This is a genomic window from Mesorhizobium sp. BR115XR7A, assembly GCF_020165315.1.
Classification (GTDB): Bacteria; Pseudomonadota; Alphaproteobacteria; order Rhizobiales; family Rhizobiaceae; genus Mesorhizobium; species Mesorhizobium australicum.
Map to the genome: position 1 here is coordinate 616,841 of NZ_JAIUHW010000001.1, position 25,261 is coordinate 642,101.

The window sequence follows — 25,261 nt, forward strand, 5'->3', positions numbered from 1 at the left end:
TCTGACAGGCTTTTGCGACAGTTTGATTTCATCGAACTTGCAAACAGACTTGATATGATCCAGATGCAGAGAGACTGCGTTAAGGAGACGACGATGGCAGGCGGTTCCATTCCCCATTTCCAGAACGATGCGGGCCACCCGGCGATCGACATCGGAGTCAAGGAATTCATGTGCACGGGCGCCAACCCGCCTTTCGACCATCCGCATGTTTTTCTCGACATGGGCGACGACAATGAGAAAGTCTGCCCCTACTGCTCGACCCTCTATCGCTATTCGCCGAAGCTGAAGGCGACCGAAACGCTGCCGGCGGGCTGCCTCTACATCGACCAGGCCGCCTGACCTTCCGATCATGAGCTCGACGCGGTCCCGGCAGGTCATGATCGCCGGGGCTGGCATCGCCGGGCTGACAGCGGCGATTGCCTTTGCCGAACGCGGCTATTCCGTGAGGGTGTTCGAACAGGCGCAGCGTCTCGAAGCGGCGGGCGCCGGCATCCAGCTCTCTCCTAACGCGACCCGCATCCTTCGCCAGCTTGGCGTGCTCGACACGCTTCTTGCCAATGCCGTCCAGCCGGAAGCCGTGGTGCTGAAGGACGCCGCGAGCCTGCGCCAACTGGCACGCGTGCCGCTTGGCGGAGCCGGCGAGGAACGCTGGGGGGCGCCCTATCTCGTGGCGCACCGGGCGGATCTGCAAGACGCCCTGATGGCGCGCGTTGCGCAACTGCCCGACATCCATCTCACCACCGGCGCGCAGATCAGCAGCGTGGCCTCCGGTTCATTCGTTATCACCACAACAGACGGGGTCGGCCGCAAGGTCATCGATACCCAAGGATCTCTGCTGGTCGGCGCCGATGGCGTCTGGTCAGCGGTGCGGAGGTTTGCCAGTCCAGGCAGCGGAGCCGGCTTGGCGAACAGCCATTTCTCCGGCGAACTGGCTTGGCGGGCGACGGTGAGCGCAGACAACGAGGCGGGGCGAGCCTTCACCGCGATCGGCTCCCCTGACTGCGTCACCACCTTCCTGCATCCCGGCTTTCATTTGGTCGCCTACCCCGTGAGCAGGGGTAGCGCCTTCAACCTTGCCGCCTTCACCCGGGGCGAGCGCATCGCCGACGGGTGGTCACGCCACGCCGATCCCGCCATCCTTTCAGGCGCCATGCGCCGCTCCGCGCCGGCGCTGGCGCGGTTGGTGGAACTCGCTGGCCCGTGGACCGCCTTCCCCATCCACACGGTCGAGCAGCGACGCTGGACTATGTCACAAGGCGTCGCGCTGATCGGCGACGCCGCGCACGCGATGACGCCGTTCGCGGCGCAAGGTGCTGCCATGGCGATCGAGGATGCCGCGACGCTGGCCAGCCTGGTCGCCGACATCCCCGGCGACCTGACGCAAAGCCTCGCCATCTGGGAGGAGCTGCGGCGGTCGCGCATCGCCAAGGTCATCCGTCGCGGCGCGCTCAATCGGCTTGCGTGGCATGCCCGTGGCCCGGTGGCACTGGCTCGCAATCTGTTTCTGGCGGCGCGACCGGGAGAGAAGCTCGCAGCCGATCTGGACTGGCTTTACGGGTGGGAGCAGCAGCGGATCATCCGTCGCTGAAAGGAGCCAGCGGCAAAGCTAATTGTACAGCTGCATCGACAGCCCAAGCGAAACCGGCAGCGGGTTCCACCAGCCGGTCCGCAGGCCGGCGGTGCGCAGTGCCGCCGCCGTCCAGGTGTTGCAACCGATCAGCGCGTTGAAACGGCCATTCGCCTCATAAAAGCGATCGAAATTGGAGTAGGCGGCATTGTCGATGACGATCGGACCGTTCGGCCCCTCTTGAAAGCTCGCTTCGATGAAATTGAGCAATGCGGCAAAACGGTCTTCGCCCACGTCGAAGCCGGCGACATCGGGGTGCGGCTCGGGAATATTGCCGGCGACGGCGACATGCATCACCGACGCATCGAGCGTCAAAGCCTTGAACGCGGGCAGCGCCTTCAATTGCGACCATGTCGGCGTTTCCAGGTAGAAGGCGCGCCCACCCCAGCCGAAGACGAGGTAGCGCACTTCGGGCGCGTCCGATGGCAGGCCGGCATCGGCAAGGAAACGAAAGCGCCGGCGCACCTCGTCGTCCACGGGAATGGCGATGTCGGTGTGGATCGGATTTTTCAGCACCAATATGTGCCTGACGCCCTCGCCCGCTGCGGCTGCCGGCCAGAGCGGCCGCGGCACCAGCGTGCCGAGCGACACGGCGAGCACCAGTGCTGCAACCAGAATGGCCAGGAAACGCAGGAGTTTTCTCATAGGTGCGGCTTCGCGATTCCATTCGCGGCTCTATGGAGAAGATCATTTATCGGATCGGCCAGAGGCAAAAACGCCCGGCCGTGGCGCGACCGGGCTTTCTCGAGTTGGCGTAGTCCGCTCAGTGCAGGATCTGCGACAGAAACAGCTTCGTGCGTTCGTGGCGCGGATGGTCGAAGAACTCGGCCGGCGTGTTCTGCTCGACGATCTGGCCCTGATCCATGAAGATCACCCGGTTGGCGACTTTCCGCGCAAAGCCCATCTCGTGGGTGACGCACAGCATGGTCATGCCTTCCTCGGCCAGCCCCACCATGGTTTCCAGCACTTCCTTGATCATTTCCGGGTCGAGCGCTGAGGTCGGCTCGTCGAACAGCATGATGCGCGGGTTCATGCACAGCGAGCGGGCGATCGCCACGCGCTGCTGCTGGCCGCCGGAAAGCTGGCCCGGATATTTGTTGGCCTGCTCGGGGATCTTCACGCGCTTGAGGAAATGCATGGCGATTTCCTCGGCCTGCTTCTTCGGCGTCTTGCGCACCCAGATCGGCGCCAGCGTGCAATTCTCGAGGATGGTCAGATGCGGGAACAGGTTGAAGTGCTGGAACACCATGCCGACCTCGCGGCGCACCTCGTCGATCTTTTTCAGATCGTTGGTGAGTTCCTTGCCGTCGACGATGATCTTGCCCTTCTGGTGCTCTTCCAGCCGGTTGATGCAGCGGATCATGGTCGACTTGCCCGACCCGGACGGTCCGCAAATGACGATGCGCTCGCCGCGCATCACCTTGAGGTTGATGTCCTTCAGCACATGGAACTCGCCGTACCATTTATGCATGGCGATGATGTCGATGGCGACATCGGTGGTCGAGATATGCATCTTGGCGGCGTTGACCTTGATCTCTTCCGCGCTGACGGCATTTTCGGTGGCCATGGCTGGGGTCCCCTTGTTCTTTTGTTAGCGTTTGTAGCCGGTGTCGAGCCGGCGTTCCGTGTACATTGAATAGCGCGACATGCCGAAGCAGAACAGCCAGAAGACGAAGGCGGCGAACACAAGACCGGATTTCGCGGTCTGCGCCGTGGCCCAGTTGGCGTCGGAGAAGTTCTGCTTGACGATGCCGAGCAGGTCGAACATCGAAATGATGAGGACCAGGCTGGTGTCCTTGAACATGCCGATGAAGGTGTTGACGATACCGGGTATGACCAGCTTCAGCGCCTGCGGCAACACGATCAAGCTCATCTTCTGCCAGTAGCCGAGGCCGAGCGAATCGGCGCCTTCATACTGGCCCTTGGGGATCGCCTGCAGGCCGCCGCGCACCACTTCGGCCATATAGGCCGCCGCAAACAGCGACACGCCGATCAGCGCCCTCAGATACTTGTCGAAAGTGACGCCGGCCGGCAGGAACAGCGGCAGCATGACGCTGACGAAAAACAGGACGGTGATCAGCGGTATGCCGCGCACGGCTTCGATGAAGATAATGCACAGCATCTTGATTATCGGCATCTTCGAGCGCCGCCCGAGCGCAAGCACGGTGCCCAGCGGCAGCGATACGGCGATGCCGACGAAGGACAGGCTCAGCGTGATCAGCAGCCCGCCCCAGCGCGAGGTTTCGACATGCGGCAGGCCGAATACGCCGCCGACCAGCAGGAAGAAGGAAACGATCGGCAGCACCAGGAAAAGCAGGATCGCGTTCAACCCCTTGCGCGGCACACGCGGCATCAGCATCGGCACCAGCAGCGCCACGAACAGGATGGCGACCAGGATCGGCCGCCAGCGCTCCTCGACCGGATAGGTGCCGAACATGAACTGGCCGAACTTGGCGTTGACGAAAGCCCAGCAGGCTCCGCTCCAGCCATCGGGCTGAATGCCGCCTTGCGCGACGGTCGCGCAGACCGTGCGGTCCGGTCCGGTCCACTGTGCGTTAATGAACGCCCAGTTGATGACCTGCGGCAGAATCCAAGCGACGATGACGATGCCGAGGATGGTGAGGATGGTGTCGCCGACCGAGCCGATCAGGTTCTTGCGCACCCAGGCGACGGGGCCGCTGACGCTCGCTGGCGCGGGCTGCGCCAGCGCCATTTCGGTGCGCACCCAGGACAAATCGTGTTCCTGCATGGTCCTACCTCTCCACCAGCGCCATCCTGGCGTTGACCACGTTCATGACGGCCGAGGTCACCAGGCTGAGTATGAGATAGGCGATCATCATGATCAGCACGCCCTCGACCGCTTGTCCGGTCTGGTTCAGAACCGTGCCGGCCGTTGCCGTCAAATCGGGATAACCGATGGCGATCGCCAGCGAGGAGTTCTTGGTCAGGTTGAGATACTGGCTGGTCAGCGGCGGGATGACGATGCGCATGGCCTGCGGCACCACGACCAGCCGCAGGATCGAACCGGATCGCAGCCCAAGTGCGGCCGCCGCCTCGGTCTGGCCCTTGCTGACGCCCCTGATGCCGGCGCGCACGATTTCGGCGATGAAGGCCGCCGTGTAGCAGGACAGCGCCAGATAGAGCGAAAGGAACTCCGGTTTGACCTGGAAGCCGCCGGTCAGGTTGAAGGTCGATTGTTTGGGCAAGTCAAAGCTCAGGGGAAAGCCGCTCAGCACGTAAGCCAGCAGCGGCAGGCCGACGATCAGCGCGGCGGAGGTCCAGAACACCGGAAATTGCTGGCCCGTCGCCATCTGCCGCTGACGCGCCCTGCGGGCAACGAACCATGACATTGCGATGCCCACGACAAGGGCGACCAGGATCAGCCAGGAGCCGTCGCCCCAGACCGGGCGCGGAAAATAGAAGCCGCGCTGGTTGAGGAACGAGCCGAAGGGCAGATGATAGGAATCGCGCGGCGCCGGCAGCACGGCGAGCACGCCGGAATACCAGAAGAAGATGACCAGCAGCGGTGGGATGTTGCGGAAGATCTCGACATAGACCGTGCAGATCTTCTGGATCAGCCAGTTCTGCGACAGGCGGCCGATGCCGATGACGAAGCCGATGATGGTGGCGGTGATGATGCCGGCGACGGCAACGATGATGGTGTTGATCAGGCCGACGACGATGGCGCGGCCATAGGTCGAGTCCGACGTATAGGCGATCGGCGTGTCCGAGATATCGAAGCCGGCGCGCCCCTTGAGGAAGCCGAAGCCGGAGGCGATGTGCAGGCGCTGCAGATTGTCGATGACGTTCTGCACGATCCACCAGACGGACCCGAACAGAACGATGACGACCAGCGTCTGAAAGAAGAGACTGCGAATTCTCGGGTCATTGACGAAGGAGCCGCGGCTCGGCTCCTCGCGTAGGATTTCCTGCGATGCCATGTCACGTCCCCTGTGAAAGAGAAACCGGAAGGCAGGAGCCTGCCTTCCGGATCACATTTCGATCAGCGGATCGGCGGCGCGTATTGCAGGCCGCCCTTGGTCCATAGCGCATTGATGCCACGCGCAATCTTGAGCGGGCTGCCGGAGCCGACATTGCGGTCGAACATTTCGCCGTAATTGCCGGTGGCCTTGACGATGTTGACGACCCAGTCGTTGGAGACGCCGAGGTCGGTGCCGATCTTGGTGTCTGCTTCCTGGCCGAGCACACGCTTGATCTCCGGGCTGGCGGAGTTTTTCATCTCGTCGACATTGGCCTTGGTGATGCCGAGCTCCTCGGCGTCGAGCAGAGCGAAATAGGTCCACTTGACGATGTGGTACCACTGGTCGTCGCCTTGGCGAACGGCTGGTCCTAGCGGCTCTTTCGAGATGATCTCGGGCAGCACGACGTGATCGGCCGGCGAGCCGAGCGTCAAGCGAATGCCGTAAAGGCCCGACTGGTCGGTTGTGTAGACGTCGCAGCGGCCGGCATCATAAGCGGCATTGACCTCTTCGAGCTTCTCGAAGACGACCGGATTGTACTCCATCTTGTTCGCCTTGAAGTAGTCGGCGAGGTTGAGCTCGGTGGTCGTGCCGCTCTGCACGCAGACGGCGGCGCCCGAAAGCTGCAGCGCCGAATTGACGCCCGGCAGCTTCTTGGCGTTGATCATGAAGCCCTGGCCGTCATAGTAGGTCGTGCCGATGAAATTCAGGCCGAGCGCGGTATCGCGGTTGATCGTCCAGGTGGTGTTGCGCGAGAGGATGTCGACCTCGCCGGACTGCAGCGCGGTGAAGCGTTCCTTGGCGCTGAGCGGCGTGAACTTGACCTTGGTGCCATCACCGAAGACGGCGGCGGCAACCGCACGACAGAAATCAGCGTCGATGCCTTGCCAGTCGCCCTTGTCGTCCGGCGCGGAGAAGCCGGCCAGACCGGTCGAGACGCCGCACTGGATGAAGCCCTTCGCCTTGACGGTGTCGAGCGTGCCGGCCGACGCGGCCGACGCCATCAGTCCGAGCGTGGCGGCGCCAAGAATGCCGATAGCAATGTGTTTCATAACCCACAGACCCTTTTCTGTTTTTTCAGGCAAACCCTGATCTTTTTTCCCTTGTGAACGCAGCTCCCATCCCGGCCCATTCCCGAAACCCCGCATCCCAAACCGACGCGCCGCCTCCCATTCACGAACAGCATCGAAGGCGATAATTCCCGTGAGGTCAAGGAAAATGACCGAATCCGACCGGGTTTGAAAATCGATTGCCTGAAATGCCTGAATTGCAGACAAACGTGCACGCGATCTCGTCAGAAGCGCGACTTGAATCGGCAAAGCTCATTTGACGCAGATGTGAGCCGGCGCTGTAAAATCCGTTCCGGGCAATAGCTCGGCGTTACTGCCCCCGGGCACGAAATGCATTGACGTTACGGAACACCTTCGGCCGACGATTACCCATGATTAGCGGTCGATATTGCTTGTGGACAAAATCGGCGCGCGGTCTCAAAGCGCGGAAAGGCCCAGCCAGAGGCCGACCGCGACCATCAATGCACCGGAGATGCGCGGGATCAATTGCCCGGCCGGGACCACCTTCTCCAGGAGAACAAGGATGGCGATGCCGGCGATCCACAGCACGTTCATGACACCACCGACGAACAGCAGGGCCATCAGTGCCCAGCAGCAGCCGAGACAATAGGCGCCGTGATCCATGCCAAGCCGAAATGCGCCGAGCGCGGTGGTGCGGAACCCGCCATGGCTGGCCAGGAACGCGATCGGCGCCTGGCATTGGCGCAGGCAGACGCCCTTGATCGGTGTCCATTGGTATAGGCCGGCGGCGATCAGAATGACACCGCCGAGCACCGCGGTGTGCGCCGCCATCGCGGGATCAAGCAAGGCGAAACGAGTGAGCAGCCATTGCGCACCCGTCGCCACGATGCTGAAGACGACCCAGACGACGAGATAGCCGGTAAAAAACCATGCCGTCGAAGCGATAGGCCGGCTGTCCGCCAGCGCCTTGCGGCCAACGCCGGCATAGAGCAGCAACATCGGCGCGACCGACGGCGTCATCATGCCGACCATCATCACGGCCCACATCGTGAAGGTGAAAACGAAATCGGCCGATGCCCAGGCCCGGAAACCCGGCACCACGGCGGCGCCCATATCCATGCCGCCCATATTCATGCTCGCCATGTCCATCCCGGCCATGTCGCCTGCCTCGCCGCCCGACACCGGGCTACCCATGTCGGCGGCTAGCCAAAGAACATAGGCCCAGGCGAACACGGCAATGACGGCGAGCGCGGCCGTCACGACCGCGCGGTCGCGCCGCAGCACCGCCTCGAGAGCCGTGTCGCCCATTGGATCAGATCAATGCACGATGCCGCTCTGCGTGAGATGCAGGTTGGCGAAATGGCTATGCGTGTCCGCCACCTCGAACTTGATCGGGCTCGTCGTCTTGGTCCAGCCGCGCCCGACCTCGGCGATGGCGTATTCGAAGCCGTGCGGCAGGTCGATGCGCGCCCGGTGCTCGGCGCCGGTGACCGGGTTCTTGATCGGCTCACCACGGCCGTCGGTTACGCCCTTGACGTGCAGCCGGCCGGTTCGCCCATCGACGTCGACCTCGAAATCGATCGCGGCGAAAATCGGATCGTGGAACTTCTCCAAGGTGGTCGAAAAGACCTGGAATATTGTCGCGCCTGGTTCGGTGTCCTGACCGCCCAGTATGCGGAGCAGGGCTTCGCGCTGGGCTTCGCTGGCTCTCTCGTCGATAACCACCGCGGCCTCGCCCCTGCCCTGGTGTATCGCGCCGGGCCAGCTGAAGATGCCGACGAAGCGCAGCCCGTCGAGCTTGGTGTCGCCGTGGTGCCCGGTCTCAATCTCCATGCCGGCGACGGCTTGGCAGAATCCGTATGTCGGCATGGCATTGAACTGGCACGGGCAGCCATAGGCGCAATTGCAGTTGATGAATTCGCGCGCCTTCATCGTCCATTTGACGTCAGGCATGACATTCCTCCCCTTTCCGCTCGCTAAGCGGGATACCCGGATCGGGATCAGGAGATAGCCGGCAAGAACCATCCGGCAGCATCTGATCGAAGCATCCGGCGATTAACATTAGAAATTTATCATATACCTTTCGCAGCCGGCTACAATAGGTTCACCAGCTGACGACCGAGCTTCCGACAGGACACTGCCGCGCGTGGTTGGTCCGATTCAGGATCAAATCGCGGGCGGTCTTCCGGACCAGGAATTGGCATATTCGAAGTCCATTCCTGGCGAACGGTGGGCTGTTGCACGGTCCACCACGCCGCATTATGGCTAGCGCCTTGTCAAACAAGGCGACCAAGAATGGCGAAAGACGGCAGCGAGCAGGGTTCCGGCACGATGGGCATCAACACGCGGCTCGCCCATTCGGGCAACAAACCGCATGACTATTTCGGCTTCGTCAACCCGCCGGTCGTGCATGCCTCGACCGTGCTGTTCCCAAATGCCGCCGCGATGGCCGCGCGCAGCCAGAAGTACACTTACGGCACGCGCGGCACACCGACGACGGACGCTCTTGCGCATGCCATTGACGCGCTGGAAGGCTCGGCCGGCACGATCGCGGTGCCGTCGGGCCTGGCGGCGGTGACCGTGCCGCTGCTCGCCTTCGTATCGGCGGGCGACCATCTGCTGATCGTCGATTCCGTCTATCATCCCACGAGAAACTTCGCCGACACGATGCTGAAGCGGCTCGGCGTCGAGGTCGAATATTATGCTCCCAATATCGGCGCGGGCATCGCGGCGTTGATCAAGCCGAACACCAGAGTGGTGCTCACCGAATCGCCGGCCTCCAACACGTTCGAGGTGCAGGACATCCCGGCGATCGCCAAGGCGGCGCACGCGGCCGGCGCCATCGTGATGATGGACAACACATGGGCGACGCCGCTCTATTTCCGGCCACTCGACCATGGCGTCGACATCTCGATCCATGCGGCGACGAAATATCCGGCGGGCCATTCCGACGTGCTGCTCGGCACTGTCTCAGCCAATGAGGCCTGCTGGACGCAACTCTACGAGAGCTTTTGCACGCTTGGCTGCTGTGCTGGACCCGACGACGTCTACCAGGTGCTGCGCGGCCTGCGCACGATGGGTGTGCGGCTGGACCGTCACCAGCGCAGCGCACTTGCCATCGCCTCGTGGCTCGAAGGCGAAAAAGGCGTGGCGCGCGTGCTCCACCCTGCCCTTCCCAGCCATCCGGACCACGACCTTTGGAAGCGCGACTTCCGCGGTTCGAGCGGCATCTTTTCGATCGTGCTGGCCGGTGGTGGCCAGCAGGAGCAGCACGCTTTCCTCGACGCACTGCGGATCTTCGGTCTCGGCTACTCCTGGGGAGGCTATGAGAGCCTCGCGGTGCCGGTCTGGCTTGGCGACCGCGTCGTTGCGAAAGGCACTTATGAAGGTCCGCTGATACGACTGCAGATCGGCCTCGAGGATGTCGACGACTTGAAAACCGACATCCGGGGCGGGCTTGCGGCAGCGGCGCGCGCAGGCTGACCTCAAACAGAGTCAGCAAAGGGCCGCAAGCCCTTGACGCTGATGACAAAGCGCGAGGCGCTGCCAGCACTCCGGCGAAGATCGGTGCGCAATATTATTCTCCTACGTCATGACTTTACGGATTTGTTTGACTTTCAAATCGGCGAATTCGGCTGCATTGCGTGCCGCACGCATCCTCGACAGATTCAGTCCTCGCAAAGTTTTCCAATGGCCTTTCGTCTTTTTGTCCCCATCCTCGCCGGCGCCACGCTGCGCGAACGCGTCCTGGCGTGTATCGGCGCCACGATCGGCATCGCGCTGACGGGCGTGATCAGCGGGCTGGCGATGGGCGGCGGCCCGCATGTGGCCCTGCTGGTCGCGCCGATGGGCGCATCCGCCGTGCTTCTGTTCGCCGTACCGGCCAGCCCGTTGGCGCAACCCTGGTCGATCATCGGCGGAAATTCCATATCGGCGCTGGTCGGCGTGACCGTGGCGCATTTCATCCATGATCCGGTGATTGCCTCAGGGCTCGCGGTGGCGCTCGCCATCGCCGCGATGTCGTTCACGCGCTGTCTTCATCCGCCAGGCGGCGCCGCCGCGCTGACGGCGGTGCTCGGCGGCCCGGCCGTCATCAGCGCGGGCTTCCTGTTCCCGTTCGTGCCGGTGGCCTTGAATTCGACCATACTGGTGGCGCTGGGCTTCCTTTTCCACAAGCTGGCGCGGCGCAACTACCCGCATGTCGCGGCACCAACCGCCAACAGCCACGGCACCGCCGATCCGCCGGCTCAGCAGCGCGTCGGTTTCCGGCCCGAGGATATCGACGCGGCGCTGACCACACTTGACGAGACCTTCGACATCGACCGCGACGACCTCGAACGGTTGCTGAGACAAGTCGAACTGCAGGCCATGGTGCGCTCGCACCGCACGCTGCTGTGCGAGGACATCATGTCGCGCGACGTGGTTTCGGTGTCCGAGCAAGCCACCGCCGACGAGGCGCGCCAGCAACTGATCGATCACAATATCCGTACCTTGCCGGTGGTCGACGCGGATGCCCGGCTGGTTGGCGCCGTTGGCCTGCGCGAGCTGACGAAAGCTACCGACACGGTGAAGAGCGTCATGGCAAAAGCCGGCACCGCCTCGCCCGAGACACCGGCGATGAGCCTGCTCCCAGTGCTGACCGACGGCCGCAGCCATGCCGTGGTCATCGTCGACGGCGAGCGGCATATTCTCGGCCTGATCACGCAGACCGACCTCTTGGCGGTGGCCGCACGCATGCAGCGGGCAGACAAGGGATTGGCGGCAGCCTAGAATAGGGAACCCGGATCCCTCTGGCCCGGGAACCTTTTGCCGGCAGGCGCATCCAATGTGCAGCATTTGCACGAGGAGATCCGGTCGCGATGAGCAAGCAGCCAATGCCCGCCACGGTGCCCGCGGTTGCCGAAAGCCTTTCCGGCGACATGCAGCTCGTCCACCGCGCGCTGACCCGTGACCCGGATGCATTTCGCGCCATCATGAAGGTATACAACCAGCGGCTCTACCGCATCGCGCGCGGCATTCTGCGCAACGACGCCGAAGCCGAGGACGTCGTCCAGGAGGCCTATGTCAGCGCCTTCGCCAGCCTGGCGGCGTTTCGCGGCCAATCCACGCTCGCCACCTGGCTGTCGCGCATCGTCATCAACGAAGCGCTCGGCCGCCTGCGCAAGAGACGTCGCACGGTGGAGATGCCTGCCGATCCGGAAGCGCGGATAATCAGGTTTCCCCTCAAATCCAACGACGATCCGGAGCGGACGATGGCGCAGCGGCAGATTCTCGCACTTGTCGAACGGGCGACCGACAGCCTGCCCGACATCTACCGCATGGTCTTCGTCGCCCGCGTCATCGAGGGCCTGAGCATGGAGGAAACCGCCGATTTGCTTGGCGTGCGGCCGGAGACCGTCAAGACGAGGCTGCACCGGGCGCGCGCCCTGTTGCGCAAGGCGCTGGACGATGAAATCGGCCCTGTGCTGCTCGATGCCTTCCCCTTCGCCGGTCGGCGCTGCGAGCGACTGACCCAGGCGGTGATGGGACGGCTGGGTTTCGAATGATGCCGTCCTGATTTTCCGGGAACGTTTCTCCCCGCCCCGCATCCAATGAGCGTCAACTGCAAATTCGAGCCCGGCGCCTCCGCGCGGCCGGGCCAAGGAGGATGCCATGTTCACCCGATATACCGTCGCCCTTGCCGCCCTGCTTCTCGTCGGCGCTGCCCCGGTCTCGCAAGCCGCCGACAAGCCGACCGACCCGCAGATCGCCCATATCGCCTATACAGCAGGCGTCCTCGACATCGAGGCGGCCAAGCAGGCGATCAAGAAGTCAAAGAGCAAGGAGGTCGTCGATTTCGCCAAGGACATGGAGCGCGACCACGAAGCGGTGAACAAGCAGGCGCTCGATCTCGTCAAGAAGCTCAAGGTGAAGCCCGAGGACAACGCTACCAGCCAGGCGCTGACGAAGGCGGCGAAGGAGGAACGTGCCAAGCTCGCCAAGCTGAAAGGGGCGGCCTTCGACAAGGCTTATATCGAAAACGAGGTCGCCTATCACAAGCAGGTCAATGGCGCGCTCGAAACCCTGCTCATTCCCTCGGCCAGCAATGCCGAGCTGAAGAGCCTGCTCGAGACCGGCCTCAAGATCTTCCAGGGCCATGAGCAGCATGCCGAACACGTCGCCGGCATGCTGAAATGAAAGCGGGCGCCTTGGGTCTTCTGGCGCGGCTGGTCGTGCTGGCGTTGGCATCCACAGCGCCGGCAGCGGCGGCAACCATCCAGGTCACCGTCGACAAGCTCGTCTTTTCGCCGGCCAGCGTCGATGCCAAGGTCGGCGACACGATCGAGTGGGTGAACAAGGACGTGATCGCCCACACGGCTACCGTGAAGGGCGGCTGGGAGGTGATAATTCCGCCGAAGAAGTCGGCAAGCATGACGCTGAAGACGGCGCAAACGGTCGACTATTTCTGCCGCTTCCACCCCAACATGAAGGGACGCTTGCTGGTGGCGCCGTGATCCAGGGCCGAGGAGGCCCGCCTTGCCTCCTCGGGCCGCGCGACATGCGTCCAGGATCCGCCGTGTCCAGGCCTGTGCCTGCTGATCCAGGCATCTAGCGCCTCGCGCAAATCGGCTGTCGGGGCCATACGGGCGAACTGCTCGGCCTCGACCAGCAAGCCTTCGGCGATGCTCAGATTGAGCCCTCGCGTCACCGCCGTGAGGATGCCCGCGGCTGCCAGTCCGGAGTGCCGAAGGATACGCCTGGCCAGATTGAACGCAGCCGGCATCAGATCGTCATGCGGAACCACCTGATTGACGAGGCCAAGGTCAAGAGCCCGCTGTGGCGGGAACCAGTCGCCGGTCAAAAGCAGTTCGAGCGCGCGCTTGCGCCCGGCGAGCCTGGGCAGGCGCTGCGTTCCGCCGAAAGTCGGCGGCATTGCCAGAGTGATCTCCGGCTTGGCGAACAGCGCGCGGTCGCTGGCAATTGCAAGCGGCACGGCTTCCGTGATTTCGCAGCCGCCGCCGAAGGCGAGGCCGTTGACGGCTGCGATGACAGGCTTGCGAAAGGCTTCCAGCCTTGCCGTCAGCCGCTGTCCCCGCATGACGAAGTCTCGCAGCGCCGTCTCGGCGCCCAGCGCCACGCTGGCCGAGAACTCCTCTATGTCGGCGCCCGCCGAGAAGGCCCGCTCGCCGGCGCCCGTCAGAATGACCGCGCGGATGCGGTCGTCGACTTCAATGTCATCGAGTGTCGCGAGCAGGCGATCGATCAGCGCATAGTTCAACGCGTTCAGCTTTTCCGGGCGGTTGAGGGAAAGGACGGCAACGCCTTCCCTGTTTTCGTTCAGGACAAGATCGGTCATCTGGCTTCCTCCAGCATGGTGATGAGATGGAAGGTTACGCCATTCGCGCCTTGTGTATATTCACTAGTCGGTATACTTAAACCCATGCCCGAAGCACAAAGTCCTACCCGCAAGCGCATTGTCGACGCAGCAACCAGGTTGTTTTACGCGGAGGGGATCGGCCGTGTCAGCGTCGATGCCGTCGCCGAGGAAGCGGGTCTCACGAAGCGGACGCTCTACTACCACTTCAAGAGCAAGGACGACCTCATCGCAGCCTATCTCGACGGCCGCGATCAGCCCAATCTGAAACGGATGGCCGGCTGGTTCGAGGCTGAACAAGGTGGTGTGGACAGCAAGGTCCAAGCCATCTTCGCCAACCTGGCCCGGGCCACGCGCCATCCGAAATGGAAGGGATGCGGCTTCCTGCGCACCGCCGCGGAGCTTGCCTCCATGCCAGGGCACCCGGCGGTCAAGGTCGGGGCGCGGCACAAAAGCAATTTCGAGACATGGCTGGCGGCAGAACTGTCCGGCCACCATATCGAGGGGCCGCGGGCGCTGGCGCGCGAGATCGTGCTGCTGATCGACGGCTGCTTTTCGATCATGCTCATCCATCGCAACCCCGACTACGTCGAAGCAGCCGGACGAGCCGCGGCCACGCTTGTCAGGGCGCGAATGTCGGGCAGCCAGGCCTAGGGCTACCCCCCGAACGCCAGCCATCCCGTACCGGCCAAGAGCGTAATCAACGTCAGCGGCAGGCCGACCTTGAAGAAGGCGCCGAAAGACAACGGCGTGCCTGCGGCCTTGGACTGCTCGGCGACGATCAGATTGGCGACCGAGCCGAGCAACGTGAAGTTACCGGCGAGCGTCGAGCTCATGGCCACGACCAGCCAGGCGCGCTCGGGGTTTTCCAGGCCGGGTATGAAAGGCCTGAGCGCCAGCACGGCCGGAACATTGCTCATGACGTTGGACAACACCGCGGTGAAACCCGAAAGCCTCCAGACATCGTCGAGCCCGATGTTCTTGGCCGAGGCGATCATCTCAGGTGTCAGCAGCGTCTTTTCCGCGCCGGCAACCACCACGAACAGTCCCGCGAACATGAACAGCAGCGGTCCGTCGATCTCGCGGTAGATGCGCGATGGCTTGATGGCGCGGGTCAGCAGCAGAATGGCGCCGCCGATGAGCGCCGCCTTGGCTACGGGAACACCAGCGAAGAAGGCGATCGCCAGCCCGACGCAGACGACCACCGCCTTCAGCACCTGGCCGCGATGCATGCGGCCACGCGAGATGTGTGGCGTCAGTTCGCCGTTGCGGGTGAATTCGGCGCGGTAGACGATGCGCACGATGACGATGACCGCGACAAGGCCGAACAAGGCGACCGGGGCGAGTGCCGCCGAAAAGGCCGGATAGGAAATGCCCGACAGCGCGCCGATGACCATGTTCTGCGGATTGCCCGTGATGGTGGCGACGCTGCCGCAGTTCGAAGCGGTGGCGGTGGCGATCAGATAGGGGATCGGATTGCGGTTGATAACGCGGGTAACGTGGACGACGATCGGCGCCATGACCAGGCAGATGGCATCATTGACCAGGAAGGCCGACAGCACGCCGGTGAGGAGCGTCACCATCACCAGCAGCATGAACGGTGCATGCGCGTGCTCGATGGCGATGGCGCCAAGACCGCGAAAGGCACCCGACACCTTCAGATGAGCCACGACGATCATCATGCCGAGCAGAAGGGTGATGGTGTCGAAATTTATGGCCCGGTAGGCATCCTCCATGCTGAGCGCGCCGATGGTGATCATGGCCGCGCCGCCAAGCAGCGCGATGCCTGCCCGGTCGAGCCGCAAGCCAGGTATCCGGCCGATTGCGACGCCGGCATAGGTCAAGATCAGGATCAGCAGTGCCGCGGCGCCCGTCAATGTCATCGGTAGAAGCCCTGCTCGATCTGTCTGCGCGCCGATGCCGGCCGCCCCGCGATTCACGTGATGCCAGCTTTAGCGCGATGTCGGGATCGATGCCAAACGGGGTACGTGGATTGCTGGCAGAGGGTGTCTGGAAAGCCGGACGGCGTGGCGCCGCTAACGCCGATAGAAGTCCAACCGCTGTTGCACCGCCCGCGGCGAAAACAGCTGCTCGACGGTTCGCCGCGCCTTCTGACCCACGGCCAACCGCAGTGCCGGGTCGGCTTTAAGCTCGGCCAGGATCCGTGCTGCCTGTTGCGTCGTTTCGAACAGGAAACCGTTTTCGCCATGCCTGATATGATCGGCGTAGCCGCCATGCGAATGGCAAACGACCGGCAGGCCGCAGGCCATCGCCTCGAACACCACACGGCCGAACGTCTCCACATGCGAGCCGGTGCGATAATAGAAGACGTCGAGCGTCGGCAAAAACTGTTCGGCGGCAAATTCACCCTGCGGCAGGAGCTCGAGTTGCGAATGCGGCGCGAGCCTGTCCTTGAGCGGCATGCCGCCCTGAATCCGCACCGCATCGCCATCGGCCAGCAATGCCTCATAGAGCGCCACATCGTCAGCATGATGCTTGTCCGCCGTATCGCGGCTCAGTCGCCCCACCGTGAACGGACCGTTTGGCCTTACCTGCCGTGGCGAGAAGCGCTCGATGTCGATGGGTGACGGATGCACGACGCCCTCGACCCGCAGCATGCGCTTCTGAAAGTCGGAGATCAGCACCAGTTCGGCACCGGGCCAACCCAGCAGGCGCGGCCTGTGGGTCGTCAGGGCGATGATCTTGGGATGAAAGGTGTTGAAGACATAGATCAGCCGGCGCGGTCGCGGGATCAGATAAGGCCACATCTTGTTGCGCCAATGCGCACCGAGAAAGACATAGGTGCCGCCAGCCGGCACATTGCGTGTTGCCGGCGAGACGCGGCGTATCGGAAATTCCTGCATCAGGTCTTCGGATACGCGCGACGAGGTCGCCCAGAGGCGCACCTGGGGTTCGGCGCTCAACAGCCGATACAACTCCAGGGTTTCGCGCTCACTGCCGCCAAACGGGTTCTGAAAGCCGTTGAATAAGTGGATCATGATCGCGGTGCTTACCGGCCCGGGGCGTTTGGCCATTCAATTCCCTGCATCCGCGGGCCGTGCCGTGCCCGCGAACCGCACGATCGAGGGACTCAAGAAGCAGGAGTGTTTCTGGCGATGCTCCATACATCACTTGCGCGGAGGAAGCACACAGACAGGTATGCGTCAAGGAAGCGGTCGTGCCAGCCGGCTGCGAGGCTGCCCTCAGTGGACGGTGGCGGCGCTGAGCGGAGACACTAGAGCGGCTTCCGCCGGATCGAAGCTGACCTGATCGCGTCCATTCGACTTGGCGGTATAAAGCCGTCTGTCGGCGGCGGAGAATATTGCCTCGTAGGTGGTCGGCCCGCTGAAGCTGGTGCCGCCGATGCTGACGGAAAGCGGACAGGACCGGCCATCCGGCGAAAAGTCCATTTCGCGTATCCGTCGGCGGATGCCTTCGGCAACCAGCCAGGATTGCGAGGGGTCGACGCCGGGAAGGAATACACCGAACTCCTCACCGCCGATCCGGCCGACGATATCGGTGCCACGCAGCTGGCCTTTGATCGCCTGCGCGATCAGTTTGAGCGCCTGGTCGCCGCAATCATGGCCGAGGCGGTCGTTGATCGACTTGAAGTGGTCGGCATCGATGATCAGCAGCGCGCCGGTACGGGTCTCTTCCTGCTTGCGGGTCTGTTCGAGATAGGCCTCGACCAGCATCGAGAAGGCGCCGCGGTTCAGCACCGCCGTCAGGCTGTCCGTCGCGGCAATGACGCTGAGGTCGCGCTGGGCTATCGCCAGTTGGCGGATCTTCCACATCAGGAAAAACAGAAACGAGCCGCCGAGCACCAAGGGCAGCAGAAGGTCGGTCAGCTTAGCGCGCCAGACAGACTCGGGCGAAAGATACGGGAAATTGAACGAATCGACGAAAAACGCCACGGCAATGAAGAATGCCGTGCCGGCGGCGGTGACGGCCATCACCCTGCCCCAGCTGGTGGGCGACAGGTCCAGCTTCATCCCTTTTCACTCCGTTAGCCGTCCCTACTATGACGTGCCAACGCAAACAAAATGATAAGACTTTCCTTTCAATTCGAGATCAGGTGGCGACGAGACGAGATCAGGGGCCGGGCGCTGGAGCACGATCGCCCAATAGACGGCCGTGCCCCAATGGCGGACGCGATTTGCTCACCGGATTTCGGACAAGGGAAATTCCGAAGTCAGCGGCTGGGCGCCGGCCCAACCGCTTCGGCGACGAAGGATGCCGCGATCAGGTCGTCGGCATCCAGTTGCAAGGAACCGTCGCCAGATCCCATGATGGCGGCCACCTTGTGAAAGGTTTTCATTTCATGGCCGGAAATTTCGGCGTCTTGCATTCGGGCCCTGAGATCGGCGATACGCCGCCCCAAGGCAGGGGACGTTCCAATTTCACGTTTCGACATAGCCTTGTTTCTCCTCCCCCAACCCGCGCTTGTTTTGCCCACCCGTTCGCTTGCCCGCATAGTGCCTTTTATGAGGTTCCACGAATACAAGGCCCCGAACGCGTAGTCTTGGCCAAGGTTCCAACAGGGCCGGATCACGAAATAATTCCAGAGCCCTGTGCGGGCCGAACTCTGTTCCGGCTTCCGGTAAGCGGCGTGGCAGCACTGGCAGGCAGGGGTAGGATCGCGCGACCGCGTGAGGTCATACAACATAAGCCATTGAAATTATTGGCGATCCCGACAGGATTCGAACCTGTGACCATCGGCTTAGAAGGCCGGTGCTCTATCCAGCTGAGCTACGGGACCGTCGGCCGGCCAACGGCCGGCTGGATGCTTGGGCCTGCCGCCTTTCAGTGCGTCCAGGGCGTTCTGCGGTCATAGCGGAAATTCTCCGCATAGGAAATCTGGCGGCGCTTGGTCTCTTTCGGTTCCTCGACACGGAAGGCAAGCCCTTCCTTTTCCGCGTAGGCCACCGCTTCTTCGCGCGTGTCGAAGGTGAGCCGGATCTGGCTTCTCATGTCACCCGACGTGGTGTAGCCCATCAAGGGATCGATCTTCTTGCGCATCTCGGGGTCGAATTCCAGCACCCAATGGCCGGTCTTGGCCTTGCCGGACTGCATCGCGGTTTTGGCTGGGCTGAAAATGCGCGCGGACATGGCCACCTCTTTGTTGGCAAGGCGGCATCGCCGCCTCTTCGCCCGTCATTACTGCGCATTGGCAGCGGCGGCAAGGTTTTTGCACTTGCCATGTACCACCGAAATGAATAGGCAACAGAGCGTTCGGAGTGTAGCGCAGGCTGGTAGCGCATCTGGTTTGGGACCAGAGGGTCGGGAGTTCGAATCTCTCCACTCCGACCATTTCTCATTTAAAATGCGACACCGATGGCACCGAAGGGGTTTTGGCCCTTATCCGCGTGTCATTATTTCATGCTCGCTTCCATCGGCATTGCTGGCTTAAGCTGCGGCAAACGGGGGTTGGCGGTGCTTGGGATCGATACTTGGATGTCGCTGTTCGGGCCGGCCTATTTCGCCTATGCGGGCGTGACGGTTCCGTTCATGGTGGCATGGGCGATCGCCTGTGCCGCCTTGGCGACGTGGAACAATCGCGAGAGCCGCAGGCACGGCAGGCTCGCACCTGGCATCGTCGCCTCCCGTTCGTGGGCAGCCAGCATCGGGATTTTTGTGCTGGTCGCGGCCTGCTATATCGCCGCGCACTCGGCCGTCTATCTGTTGGTCCGGCATTTCGTCAGAATGTGGCTGTGATTGGTCGCAAGTTCACCGGCCGGCAGTGCTACGTTGAGAGCACACCCTCTATATCGGTTTTCGAAAAATCGGCTCCGACATATAACAGCCGGCAAGCGTGCTCCTTCGCCACCTCGTAGGAGAAACAATCGCCGAAATTGAGCGCGGCCGGATGGCTGCCCTTGCCCCATCGCGCATAGGCTTCGGCGATACGCCGGGCCGAGGCCAGCGTTACCACCACCACCTCGAAACCAAGCCCGTCAATCAGGCTGGACAGCTCGGCGGCGACGCCACGATGGGCCGCGACGATCAGCGCCTCGGCAACGGTGCCGGCGGAGATCAGGAGGTCGTTCTCGGCTGCGAGCGCGGCCATGCAGGCGTCGGCCTGAAGTTCATTCAGGACGATCGCCATAAGCGCCGACGTATCGACCGCGATCATTCTGGCATGCCGTCATCGCCATAAAGGAAGTCCTGGCTGCGGGCAGCGGATGGTCCGGCCTTCATCTTGGCCGCCCCTGCCGCACGCGCCGCTTCCATGAGCGTCCGGCGACCTTCCTTGCCGGGCATTGCCTTGATGGGAACCAGCCGCACGGCCGCATGGCCGTGACGGGTCAGAATGACCTCGTCGCCCGCCTCAGCGCGGCGCACCAGCTCGGTCAGCTGTCCCTTGGCGTCGGTAACGGATACCTGCATCGAATACTCCGCATGGACCATTCTCCGGTCCAAATCTTTTAATCGAGAAATAGACCATCGAGTGGTCTATTTCAAGAGTTTCGACAATGCGGGGGTGGTCCGTGTCGTTGGGGTGGATGTCCGCTGCGGCGGCACCCGCTCGATGCATTTTGAACGCAAGCTCGCCGGGCGAGAACCCCAACCGCCTCAGTCCCGGCGAGCCTACAACCTGATTTGGAACGCAATCAGGACCGGGGTTAGCCGGCAAGCTCACGCAGCAAGATAAGTGCCAGTCTTGTTTCCCAAAATGGGACTCAGTCGAGACGAGGACAGGTGGAAGCCTGAAGTCATCAAATCTCGAACTCGCCCTGCCCTTCGTCCATGGCATTGACGGTTTCGGCGGCCAGCGTCCTTGTAATCGGCATCTTGCGCTCCAGGGCGGTACGATCCAGGCGCTCCACCACACGCATCGCGGTTGCCAGAGAACGCTCGATGCGCCGCACCAAATACTGCACGACATGCGGCTCGACCTCGACCTGGCGGTCGGCGAACAGCTTGGTGATGACACCGGCGAGCAGGAGATCATCGGGCTCATGGATCTCGACGGTCGCCGCAGCCTTGAGCCGCGATGCAAGATCGGGCAGCGACACACCCCAGGCCGAGGGAAAGCGGCGTGCGGTCAAAAGCAGCGTCGAGCCGGCGCCACGCACCGCATTGATGAGATGGAACAGGCCCAGTTCGTCGACCGCGCGTGCGTCGACATCATCGATCAGGGCCGGGCGGGCACCAAGATTTGCGATGCTGTCGCCAATGCGCCTGGCGTCGACAGTCACCGCCTTGGCGCGCGCGCCCCAGATCGAGGCCAGATGCGTCTTGCCGGAGCCGGCTGGGCCCGCCAGCACGACCACCGGTGCTGGCCAATCCGGCCAGCGGTCGACCAGTGCGGCCGCCTGGTTGTTGGTGCCGGAGACGACCAGCTCATCACGCGAGTAACCGGTGCCATGGCCGAGATCGAGCGGCAACTGGCGTGGCGGGTCGGTTCGCTGCGCGGTCACTTCAGCGACGCGGTTGCGAGCGGTGGCCGCCGCCGCGATCAGCTGGCAGTGGCGGTGCGGGTTCTGTCGCATGGCCTTTGTAGAGCGGCGATTCGAGATAACGGGCGATGGCAAATCGCACCAGCACCGCAACCGCCGCCGAAGCCGGCACGGCAATCAAAAGGCCGACGAAGCCGAACAGCGCGCCGAAGGCGAACAGCGCGAACATCAGCCATACAGGATGCAGGCCGACGCTTTTGCCGACCAGCCTGGGCTGCAGGATGTTGCCTTCGATGAACTGGCCGATGAAGAAGACCACCGCAACCGCGACGATCATCGTCCAGTCCGGCCAGAACTGAACGAAGGCGACGCCGACGGCCAGCACCAGCCCGGTCAATGAGCCGACATAGGGGATGAAGGAGATCAGCCCGGCGAACAGGCCGATGAGGATGGCGAAGTTCAGCCCGGTCAGCGTAAGGCCGGTGGCGTACATGGCGCCCAGCACCAGGCAGAGCGTACCCTGGCCGCGCACGAAGCCGGCAGTGGCGGTGTTGACGTCGCGCGCGATGGCGCGGACCGTGGCGACGTTGTCGCGCGGCACCCAGCTGTCGATGACCGCCACCATGCGGTCCCAGTCGAGCAGCATGTAGAAGGCCACGACCGGCGTCACCACGAACAGGCTGACCACCGAGACCAGCGCCACGCCCGAACTCCAGATCGAAGTGAAAACCGTCGTGAGCAGGCCGAAACCGGAGGTCAGCAGTGAGTTCAACCCATCGCGCAAGCCATTGGCGTTGACGCCGAATTTCTGTTCCAGCCACTTCGGATCAAAGGAGGTGATCAGGCTCTGCAGCCGGGTCAGGTACTCCGGCAGCTTGCCGGCGAAATCGGCCATCTGTGTCGCCAGCACCGGAATGAGGATGACCAAGGCCAGCACCAGCACGATCAGGAATGTGATGAGGATGACCACCGTCGCCATGAAGCGGCTGAGGCCGAGCCGCTGCAGACGGTCGGCGACCGGATCGAGGAAATAGGCAAGCACCATGCCGGCGACGAAGGGCAGCAGGATGTCGCTGAAGACATAAAGGAAGAGCGCCAGGATCGCGGCACCCGCCAGCCAGAAGAATATCTGGCGCCGGAACGTGGCCGACGCCTCGGCCTCTGCCGCCGTCTCGCCTTCCGGCACGACGACACCCATCTGGCCGTCGTCGGTCTTGCCCAGCGCCGCCGCCTTGCGGGCGGCCGGCTTGCGGGCAGGCTTGCCGTCGATGGGCTTGTCAGCCTGATTTACCGCCTTCGCCATAGCCGCTCATATGCCTCAGCCAAGCCACGAGATAGGCCGCGGCCGAAGCCACGGTCAAGACCCCGGACAGCAATATGAGGCCTGGCCGCAGAGGGTCGAGGTGCACGGCAAAGGCGAGTTCGCCCAGCACAACCGCCGCCAGCACGATCTGGACGGCGGTATTCGCCTTCGAGACCAGGAACGGTTTGATCTCGACCGGATGGGCCATCGCCGTGGACAACAGGACCGCGCAGACGATCAAGGCGTCACGCGACACCATGGTGACGACCAGCCACAGCGGCAACTGACCGATGATGCCCATGACGACGAACACCGAAACCAGCAGCAGCTTGTCGGCGATCGGATCGAGATAGGCGCCGAACCTGGACTGCTGGTTGAAGCGGCGGGCGATGAAGCCGTCGACGCCGTCGGAAATGCCGGCAACGACGAAGCCGGCAAAGGCCCAGTCCCAACGCGCCTGCAGCATGGCCAACACCACGGCAGGCACCAGGACAACGCGCAGCATGGTGATCAGGTTGGGGATGGTCAACGCATTGTCCCGCCGTATTATGCGTTGAGATAGATGAGGGAGATGGAGGGCCGAGGCAAGGGAGAGCCGGCTGGGCCAGCCGCAAGCACTGAGTGCGATGCCCCCGGCTATCCACGCTTTTGTCGGCCAAACGAAGCCCGGTTCGGCCGTTATCCTTGCGGACCGAAACCGTTCATGCGAAGAGCCCGCAAACGAGCAGGAACATTGCGATGAGCAAGCGCGAAACCGGCCAGCATAAAACGGGCCAGAACAAAACGGCCAAGCGCGGAAACGGGCTCACCTATGCGCAGGCGGGCGTCGATATCGATGCCGGCAACCTCATGGTCGAGAAGATCAAGCCGCTGGTGCGCGCGACGCGCAGGCCGGGCGCCGATGGCGAGATCGGCGGCTTCGGCGGCCTGTTCGATCTGAAAGCGGCCGGTTTCACCGATCCGGTGCTGGTAGCAGCCAATGACGGCGTCGGCACCAAGCTCAAGATCGCCATCGAGGCGGGAAAACACGACACGATCGGCATCGACCTTGTCGCCATGTGCGTCAACGACATCGTCGTGCAGGGCGCCGAACCGCTGTTCTTCCTCGACTATTTCGCCACCGGCAAACTCGATCCCGATCAGGGTGCCGCGATTGTCGGCGGCATCGCACAGGGCTGCCGTCAGGCCGGCTGCGCGCTGATCGGCGGCGAGACGGCGGAAATGCCGGGCATGTATCACGGCAAGGACTATGACCTTGCTGGCTTTGCCGTGGGTGCGGCCGAACGCGGCCAGCTCCTGCCCACCGACGACATCGTCGAGGGCGACGTGCTGCTCGGGCTGGCCTCTTCTGGCCTGCATTCGAATGGTTTCTCGCTGGTGCGCCGCATCGTCGCCGCCAGCGGTCTGGCGTGGAACGATCCAGCCCCGTTCAACGACGAGGCGACGCTTGCCGAGGCACTGCTCGAACCCACCCGCATCTACGTCAAGTCGATCCTCAAGGCGATCCGCAACACGCATGGCATCAAGGCGCTGGCGCACATCACCGGCGGCGGCTTTCCGGAAAACATTCCGCGCGTGCTGCCCAAGGACTTTTCCGCCGAACTTGACCTCAATGCCATCGACGTGCCGCCGGTGTTTTCCTGGCTGGCCAAGACAGGCGGCGTGGCGCCGGAGGAGATGATGCGCACCTTCAATTGCGGCATCGGCATGATTTTGGCTGTCGCTTCCGGTCAGGCGGCGCAGGTCGCTGCCGTGCTGCAGGAAGCCGGCGAGACGGTGACGCCGATCGGCCGCATCGTGCCGCGCCGCGACGCCGGCGTCATCTATCGGGGCTCGATCGGCCTATGAGCACGCAGAGAAAACGCACCGTTGTCCTGATTTCGGGGCGCGGCTCCAACATGACCGCGCTGATCGCGGCGGCCAGCGATCCGGCCTTCCCGGCCGAGATTGCCGGCGTCATTTCCGACAAGGCGGACGCCGCCGGCCTCGGCATCGCCAGGGCACGCGGCATCGCCACCCAGGTCATTTCCCGCGCCGACCATGGCAGCAAGCAGGCGCATGACGCGGCGATCGACGCGGCACTTGCGGCCTTCAACGCCGACATCGTGGCGCTGGCCGGCTATATGCGCATCCTGACCCCCGGCTTTGTCCAGAAATGGCAGGGCCGCATGATCAACATCCACCCTGCCCTGCTGCCGGCCTTCAAGGGGCTCGACACCCATGCGCGCGCGTTGGCCGCCGGCATCCGCATCCATGGCTGCACGGTGCATTTCGTCACGTCCGAGATGGATGATGGCCCGATCATCGCGCAAGCGGCCGTGCCGGTGATGGTCGGCGACAATGCCGATACGCTGGCCGCGCGCGTGCTCAAGGCAGAGCACCGGCTCTACCCGCTGGCGCTTGGACTGGTCGCCGAAGGCAAGGCACGCATGGAGGCCGGGCATACGGTTCTTGCCCACTTCGCCGACGATGCCGACAACGGCACCTCGGTGGTGATGGCGCCCGATCCGCTGCGCGAGGAAGCCGACCTCGAGCACCTGGCGCGGATCACGCCCTGAGCGAGAGC

Annotated in this window: 29 protein-coding genes and 2 tRNA genes; 12 read left to right on the forward strand and 19 right to left on the reverse strand. The window is 63.3% G+C overall.

Annotated features, from left to right (window positions below):
- The first annotated feature begins 93 nt into the window (after positions 1–93).
- Together LB557_RS03285 and LB557_RS03290 are read left to right on the forward strand one after the other, a co-directional pair.
- On the forward strand, positions 94–339 hold the full coding sequence (locus LB557_RS03285; protein WP_015318409.1) for a zinc-finger domain-containing protein: 246 nt from the start codon (positions 94–96) through the stop codon (positions 337–339).
- 10 nt (positions 340–349) lie between these two features.
- Positions 350–1,588, forward strand: a complete 1,239-nt coding sequence (locus LB557_RS03290; protein WP_224644198.1) for an FAD-dependent monooxygenase — start codon at positions 350–352, stop codon at positions 1,586–1,588.
- 18 nt (positions 1,589–1,606) lie between these two features.
- Here the strand turns inward: LB557_RS03290 and LB557_RS03295 are convergent, their stop codons facing one another.
- The 7 genes from LB557_RS03295 to LB557_RS03325 form a co-directional block, all read right to left on the reverse strand.
- Positions 1,607–2,272, reverse strand: coding sequence for a TIGR02117 family protein (locus tag LB557_RS03295; RefSeq protein WP_224644196.1), 666 nt, complete (start codon positions 2,270–2,272; stop codon positions 1,607–1,609).
- A 118-nt stretch (positions 2,273–2,390) separates the two neighbouring features.
- On the reverse strand, positions 2,391–3,140 hold the full coding sequence (locus tag LB557_RS03300; RefSeq protein ID WP_031240865.1) for an amino acid ABC transporter ATP-binding protein: 750 nt from the start codon (positions 3,138–3,140) through the stop codon (positions 2,391–2,393).
- A gap of 78 nt (positions 3,141–3,218) precedes the next feature.
- Positions 3,219–4,376: an amino acid ABC transporter permease gene (locus LB557_RS03305; protein ID WP_140790534.1), complete on the reverse strand. Its 1,158-nt coding sequence runs from the start codon at positions 4,374–4,376 to the stop codon at positions 3,219–3,221.
- Between the two features lie 4 nt (positions 4,377–4,380).
- A complete protein-coding gene (locus LB557_RS03310) occupies positions 4,381–5,568 on the reverse strand; it encodes an amino acid ABC transporter permease (protein WP_224644195.1) in 1,188 nt (395 codons plus the stop codon).
- Between the two features lie 62 nt (positions 5,569–5,630).
- Positions 5,631–6,659, reverse strand: coding sequence for an amino acid ABC transporter substrate-binding protein (locus LB557_RS03315; protein ID WP_015318414.1), 1,029 nt, complete (start codon positions 6,657–6,659; stop codon positions 5,631–5,633).
- A 435-nt stretch (positions 6,660–7,094) separates the two neighbouring features.
- On the reverse strand, positions 7,095–7,946 hold the full coding sequence (locus LB557_RS03320) for a DUF2182 domain-containing protein (protein WP_224643784.1): 852 nt from the start codon (positions 7,944–7,946) through the stop codon (positions 7,095–7,097).
- 9 nt (positions 7,947–7,955) lie between these two features.
- Positions 7,956–8,591, reverse strand: coding sequence for a DUF1326 domain-containing protein (locus tag LB557_RS03325; protein WP_023773469.1), 636 nt, complete (start codon positions 8,589–8,591; stop codon positions 7,956–7,958).
- Positions 8,592–8,933: 342 nt separating this feature from the next.
- On the opposite strand from LB557_RS03325, the gene LB557_RS03330 reads away from it, so the two are divergent.
- The 5 genes from LB557_RS03330 to LB557_RS03350 all read left to right on the forward strand — a co-directional run bounded on the left by LB557_RS03330 (position 8,934) and on the right by LB557_RS03350 (position 13,132).
- On the forward strand, positions 8,934–10,121 hold the full coding sequence (locus LB557_RS03330) for a cystathionine beta-lyase (RefSeq protein ID WP_224643783.1): 1,188 nt from the start codon (positions 8,934–8,936) through the stop codon (positions 10,119–10,121).
- Between the two features lie 207 nt (positions 10,122–10,328).
- Positions 10,329–11,408: an HPP family protein gene (locus LB557_RS03335; RefSeq protein ID WP_224643782.1), complete on the forward strand. Its 1,080-nt coding sequence runs from the start codon at positions 10,329–10,331 to the stop codon at positions 11,406–11,408.
- A gap of 89 nt (positions 11,409–11,497) precedes the next feature.
- On the forward strand, positions 11,498–12,184 hold the full coding sequence (locus LB557_RS03340) for an RNA polymerase sigma factor (RefSeq protein WP_015318419.1): 687 nt from the start codon (positions 11,498–11,500) through the stop codon (positions 12,182–12,184).
- Positions 12,185–12,290: 106 nt separating this feature from the next.
- A complete protein-coding gene (locus LB557_RS03345; RefSeq protein ID WP_015318420.1) occupies positions 12,291–12,815 on the forward strand; it encodes a DUF4142 domain-containing protein in 525 nt (174 codons plus the stop codon).
- Positions 12,812–13,132 (forward strand): cupredoxin family copper-binding protein, encoded by a 321-nt coding sequence (locus tag LB557_RS03350; protein ID WP_015318421.1) that lies wholly within the window; start codon positions 12,812–12,814, stop codon positions 13,130–13,132. Before LB557_RS03345 ends, LB557_RS03350 begins: the two co-directional genes overlap by 4 nt.
- Here the strand turns inward: LB557_RS03350 and LB557_RS03355 are convergent.
- Positions 13,078–13,974 (reverse strand): crotonase/enoyl-CoA hydratase family protein, encoded by an 897-nt coding sequence (locus LB557_RS03355; protein WP_015318422.1) that lies wholly within the window; start codon positions 13,972–13,974, stop codon positions 13,078–13,080. The two genes, LB557_RS03350 and LB557_RS03355, sit on opposite strands and share 55 nt — an antisense overlap.
- An 84-nt stretch (positions 13,975–14,058) precedes the next feature.
- On the opposite strand from LB557_RS03355, the gene LB557_RS03360 reads away from it, so the two are divergent.
- A complete protein-coding gene (locus tag LB557_RS03360) occupies positions 14,059–14,646 on the forward strand; it encodes a TetR/AcrR family transcriptional regulator (protein ID WP_015318423.1) in 588 nt (195 codons plus the stop codon).
- A gap of 2 nt (positions 14,647–14,648) precedes the next feature.
- On the opposite strand, the gene LB557_RS03365 is transcribed toward LB557_RS03360, so the two are convergent.
- From LB557_RS03365 to LB557_RS03390, 6 genes are all read right to left on the reverse strand, one after another.
- A complete protein-coding gene (locus tag LB557_RS03365; protein ID WP_224643781.1) occupies positions 14,649–15,875 on the reverse strand; it encodes an anion transporter in 1,227 nt (408 codons plus the stop codon).
- A gap of 153 nt (positions 15,876–16,028) precedes the next feature.
- Entirely contained in the window at positions 16,029–17,027 is a 999-nt protein-coding gene (locus LB557_RS03370) for a glycosyltransferase family 4 protein (RefSeq protein ID WP_224525529.1), read from the reverse strand.
- A 168-nt stretch (positions 17,028–17,195) separates the two neighbouring features.
- The gene (locus LB557_RS03375) at positions 17,196–17,984 is read right to left on the reverse strand and encodes a GGDEF domain-containing protein (protein ID WP_140824678.1); all 789 of its coding nucleotides are present in this window, start codon (positions 17,982–17,984) and stop codon (positions 17,196–17,198) included.
- A gap of 200 nt (positions 17,985–18,184) precedes the next feature.
- Positions 18,185–18,406 (reverse strand): hypothetical protein, encoded by a 222-nt coding sequence (locus tag LB557_RS03380; protein ID WP_015318427.1) that lies wholly within the window; start codon positions 18,404–18,406, stop codon positions 18,185–18,187.
- A gap of 268 nt (positions 18,407–18,674) precedes the next feature.
- Positions 18,675–18,751, reverse strand: a tRNA-Arg gene (locus tag LB557_RS03385).
- Positions 18,752–18,795: 44 nt separating this feature from the next.
- Positions 18,796–19,101 carry an ETC complex I subunit gene (locus tag LB557_RS03390; RefSeq protein WP_015318428.1) on the reverse strand — a complete coding sequence of 102 codons (306 nt, stop codon included), beginning with the start codon at positions 19,099–19,101 and terminating at the stop codon, positions 18,796–18,798.
- Between the two features lie 124 nt (positions 19,102–19,225).
- Between LB557_RS03390 and LB557_RS03395 the strand changes: the two genes are divergently transcribed.
- Positions 19,226–19,302, forward strand: a tRNA-Pro gene (locus tag LB557_RS03395).
- A gap of 24 nt (positions 19,303–19,326) precedes the next feature.
- Complete coding sequence (locus LB557_RS03400; RefSeq protein ID WP_224525536.1) at positions 19,327–19,707, forward strand: hypothetical protein; 381 nt, start codon at positions 19,327–19,329, stop codon at positions 19,705–19,707.
- Between the two features lie 28 nt (positions 19,708–19,735).
- Here LB557_RS03400 and LB557_RS03405 read toward each other — a convergent pair whose 3' ends face one another.
- The 5 genes from LB557_RS03405 to LB557_RS03425 form a co-directional block, all read right to left on the reverse strand.
- Positions 19,736–20,125, reverse strand: a complete 390-nt coding sequence (locus LB557_RS03405) for a type II toxin-antitoxin system VapC family toxin (protein ID WP_140726273.1) — start codon at positions 20,123–20,125, stop codon at positions 19,736–19,738.
- On the reverse strand, positions 20,122–20,379 hold the full coding sequence (locus LB557_RS03410) for a type II toxin-antitoxin system Phd/YefM family antitoxin (RefSeq protein WP_015318431.1): 258 nt from the start codon (positions 20,377–20,379) through the stop codon (positions 20,122–20,124). The genes LB557_RS03405 and LB557_RS03410 overlap by 4 nt, the downstream gene beginning before the upstream one ends.
- Before the next feature lie 329 nt (positions 20,380–20,708).
- Entirely contained in the window at positions 20,709–21,413 is a 705-nt protein-coding gene (hdaA, locus tag LB557_RS03415) for a DnaA regulatory inactivator HdaA (RefSeq protein ID WP_140790610.1), read from the reverse strand.
- Between the two features lies 1 nt (position 21,414).
- Positions 21,415–22,695, reverse strand: coding sequence for an AI-2E family transporter (locus tag LB557_RS03420; RefSeq protein WP_411970513.1), 1,281 nt, complete (start codon positions 22,693–22,695; stop codon positions 21,415–21,417).
- Positions 22,670–23,224, reverse strand: coding sequence for a CDP-alcohol phosphatidyltransferase family protein (locus tag LB557_RS03425; protein WP_015318434.1), 555 nt, complete (start codon positions 23,222–23,224; stop codon positions 22,670–22,672). Before LB557_RS03425 ends, LB557_RS03420 begins: the two co-directional genes overlap by 26 nt.
- Positions 23,225–23,433: 209 nt before the next feature.
- On the opposite strand from LB557_RS03425, the gene purM reads away from it, so the two are divergent.
- Both purM and purN read left to right on the forward strand, forming a co-directional pair.
- Positions 23,434–24,543 (forward strand): phosphoribosylformylglycinamidine cyclo-ligase, encoded by a 1,110-nt coding sequence (gene purM, locus LB557_RS03430; RefSeq protein WP_140617178.1) that lies wholly within the window; start codon positions 23,434–23,436, stop codon positions 24,541–24,543.
- Positions 24,540–25,253 (forward strand): phosphoribosylglycinamide formyltransferase, encoded by a 714-nt coding sequence (gene purN / locus LB557_RS03435; protein ID WP_015318436.1) that lies wholly within the window; start codon positions 24,540–24,542, stop codon positions 25,251–25,253. Before purM ends, purN begins: the two co-directional genes overlap by 4 nt.
- Positions 25,254–25,261: the final 8 nt, after the last annotated feature.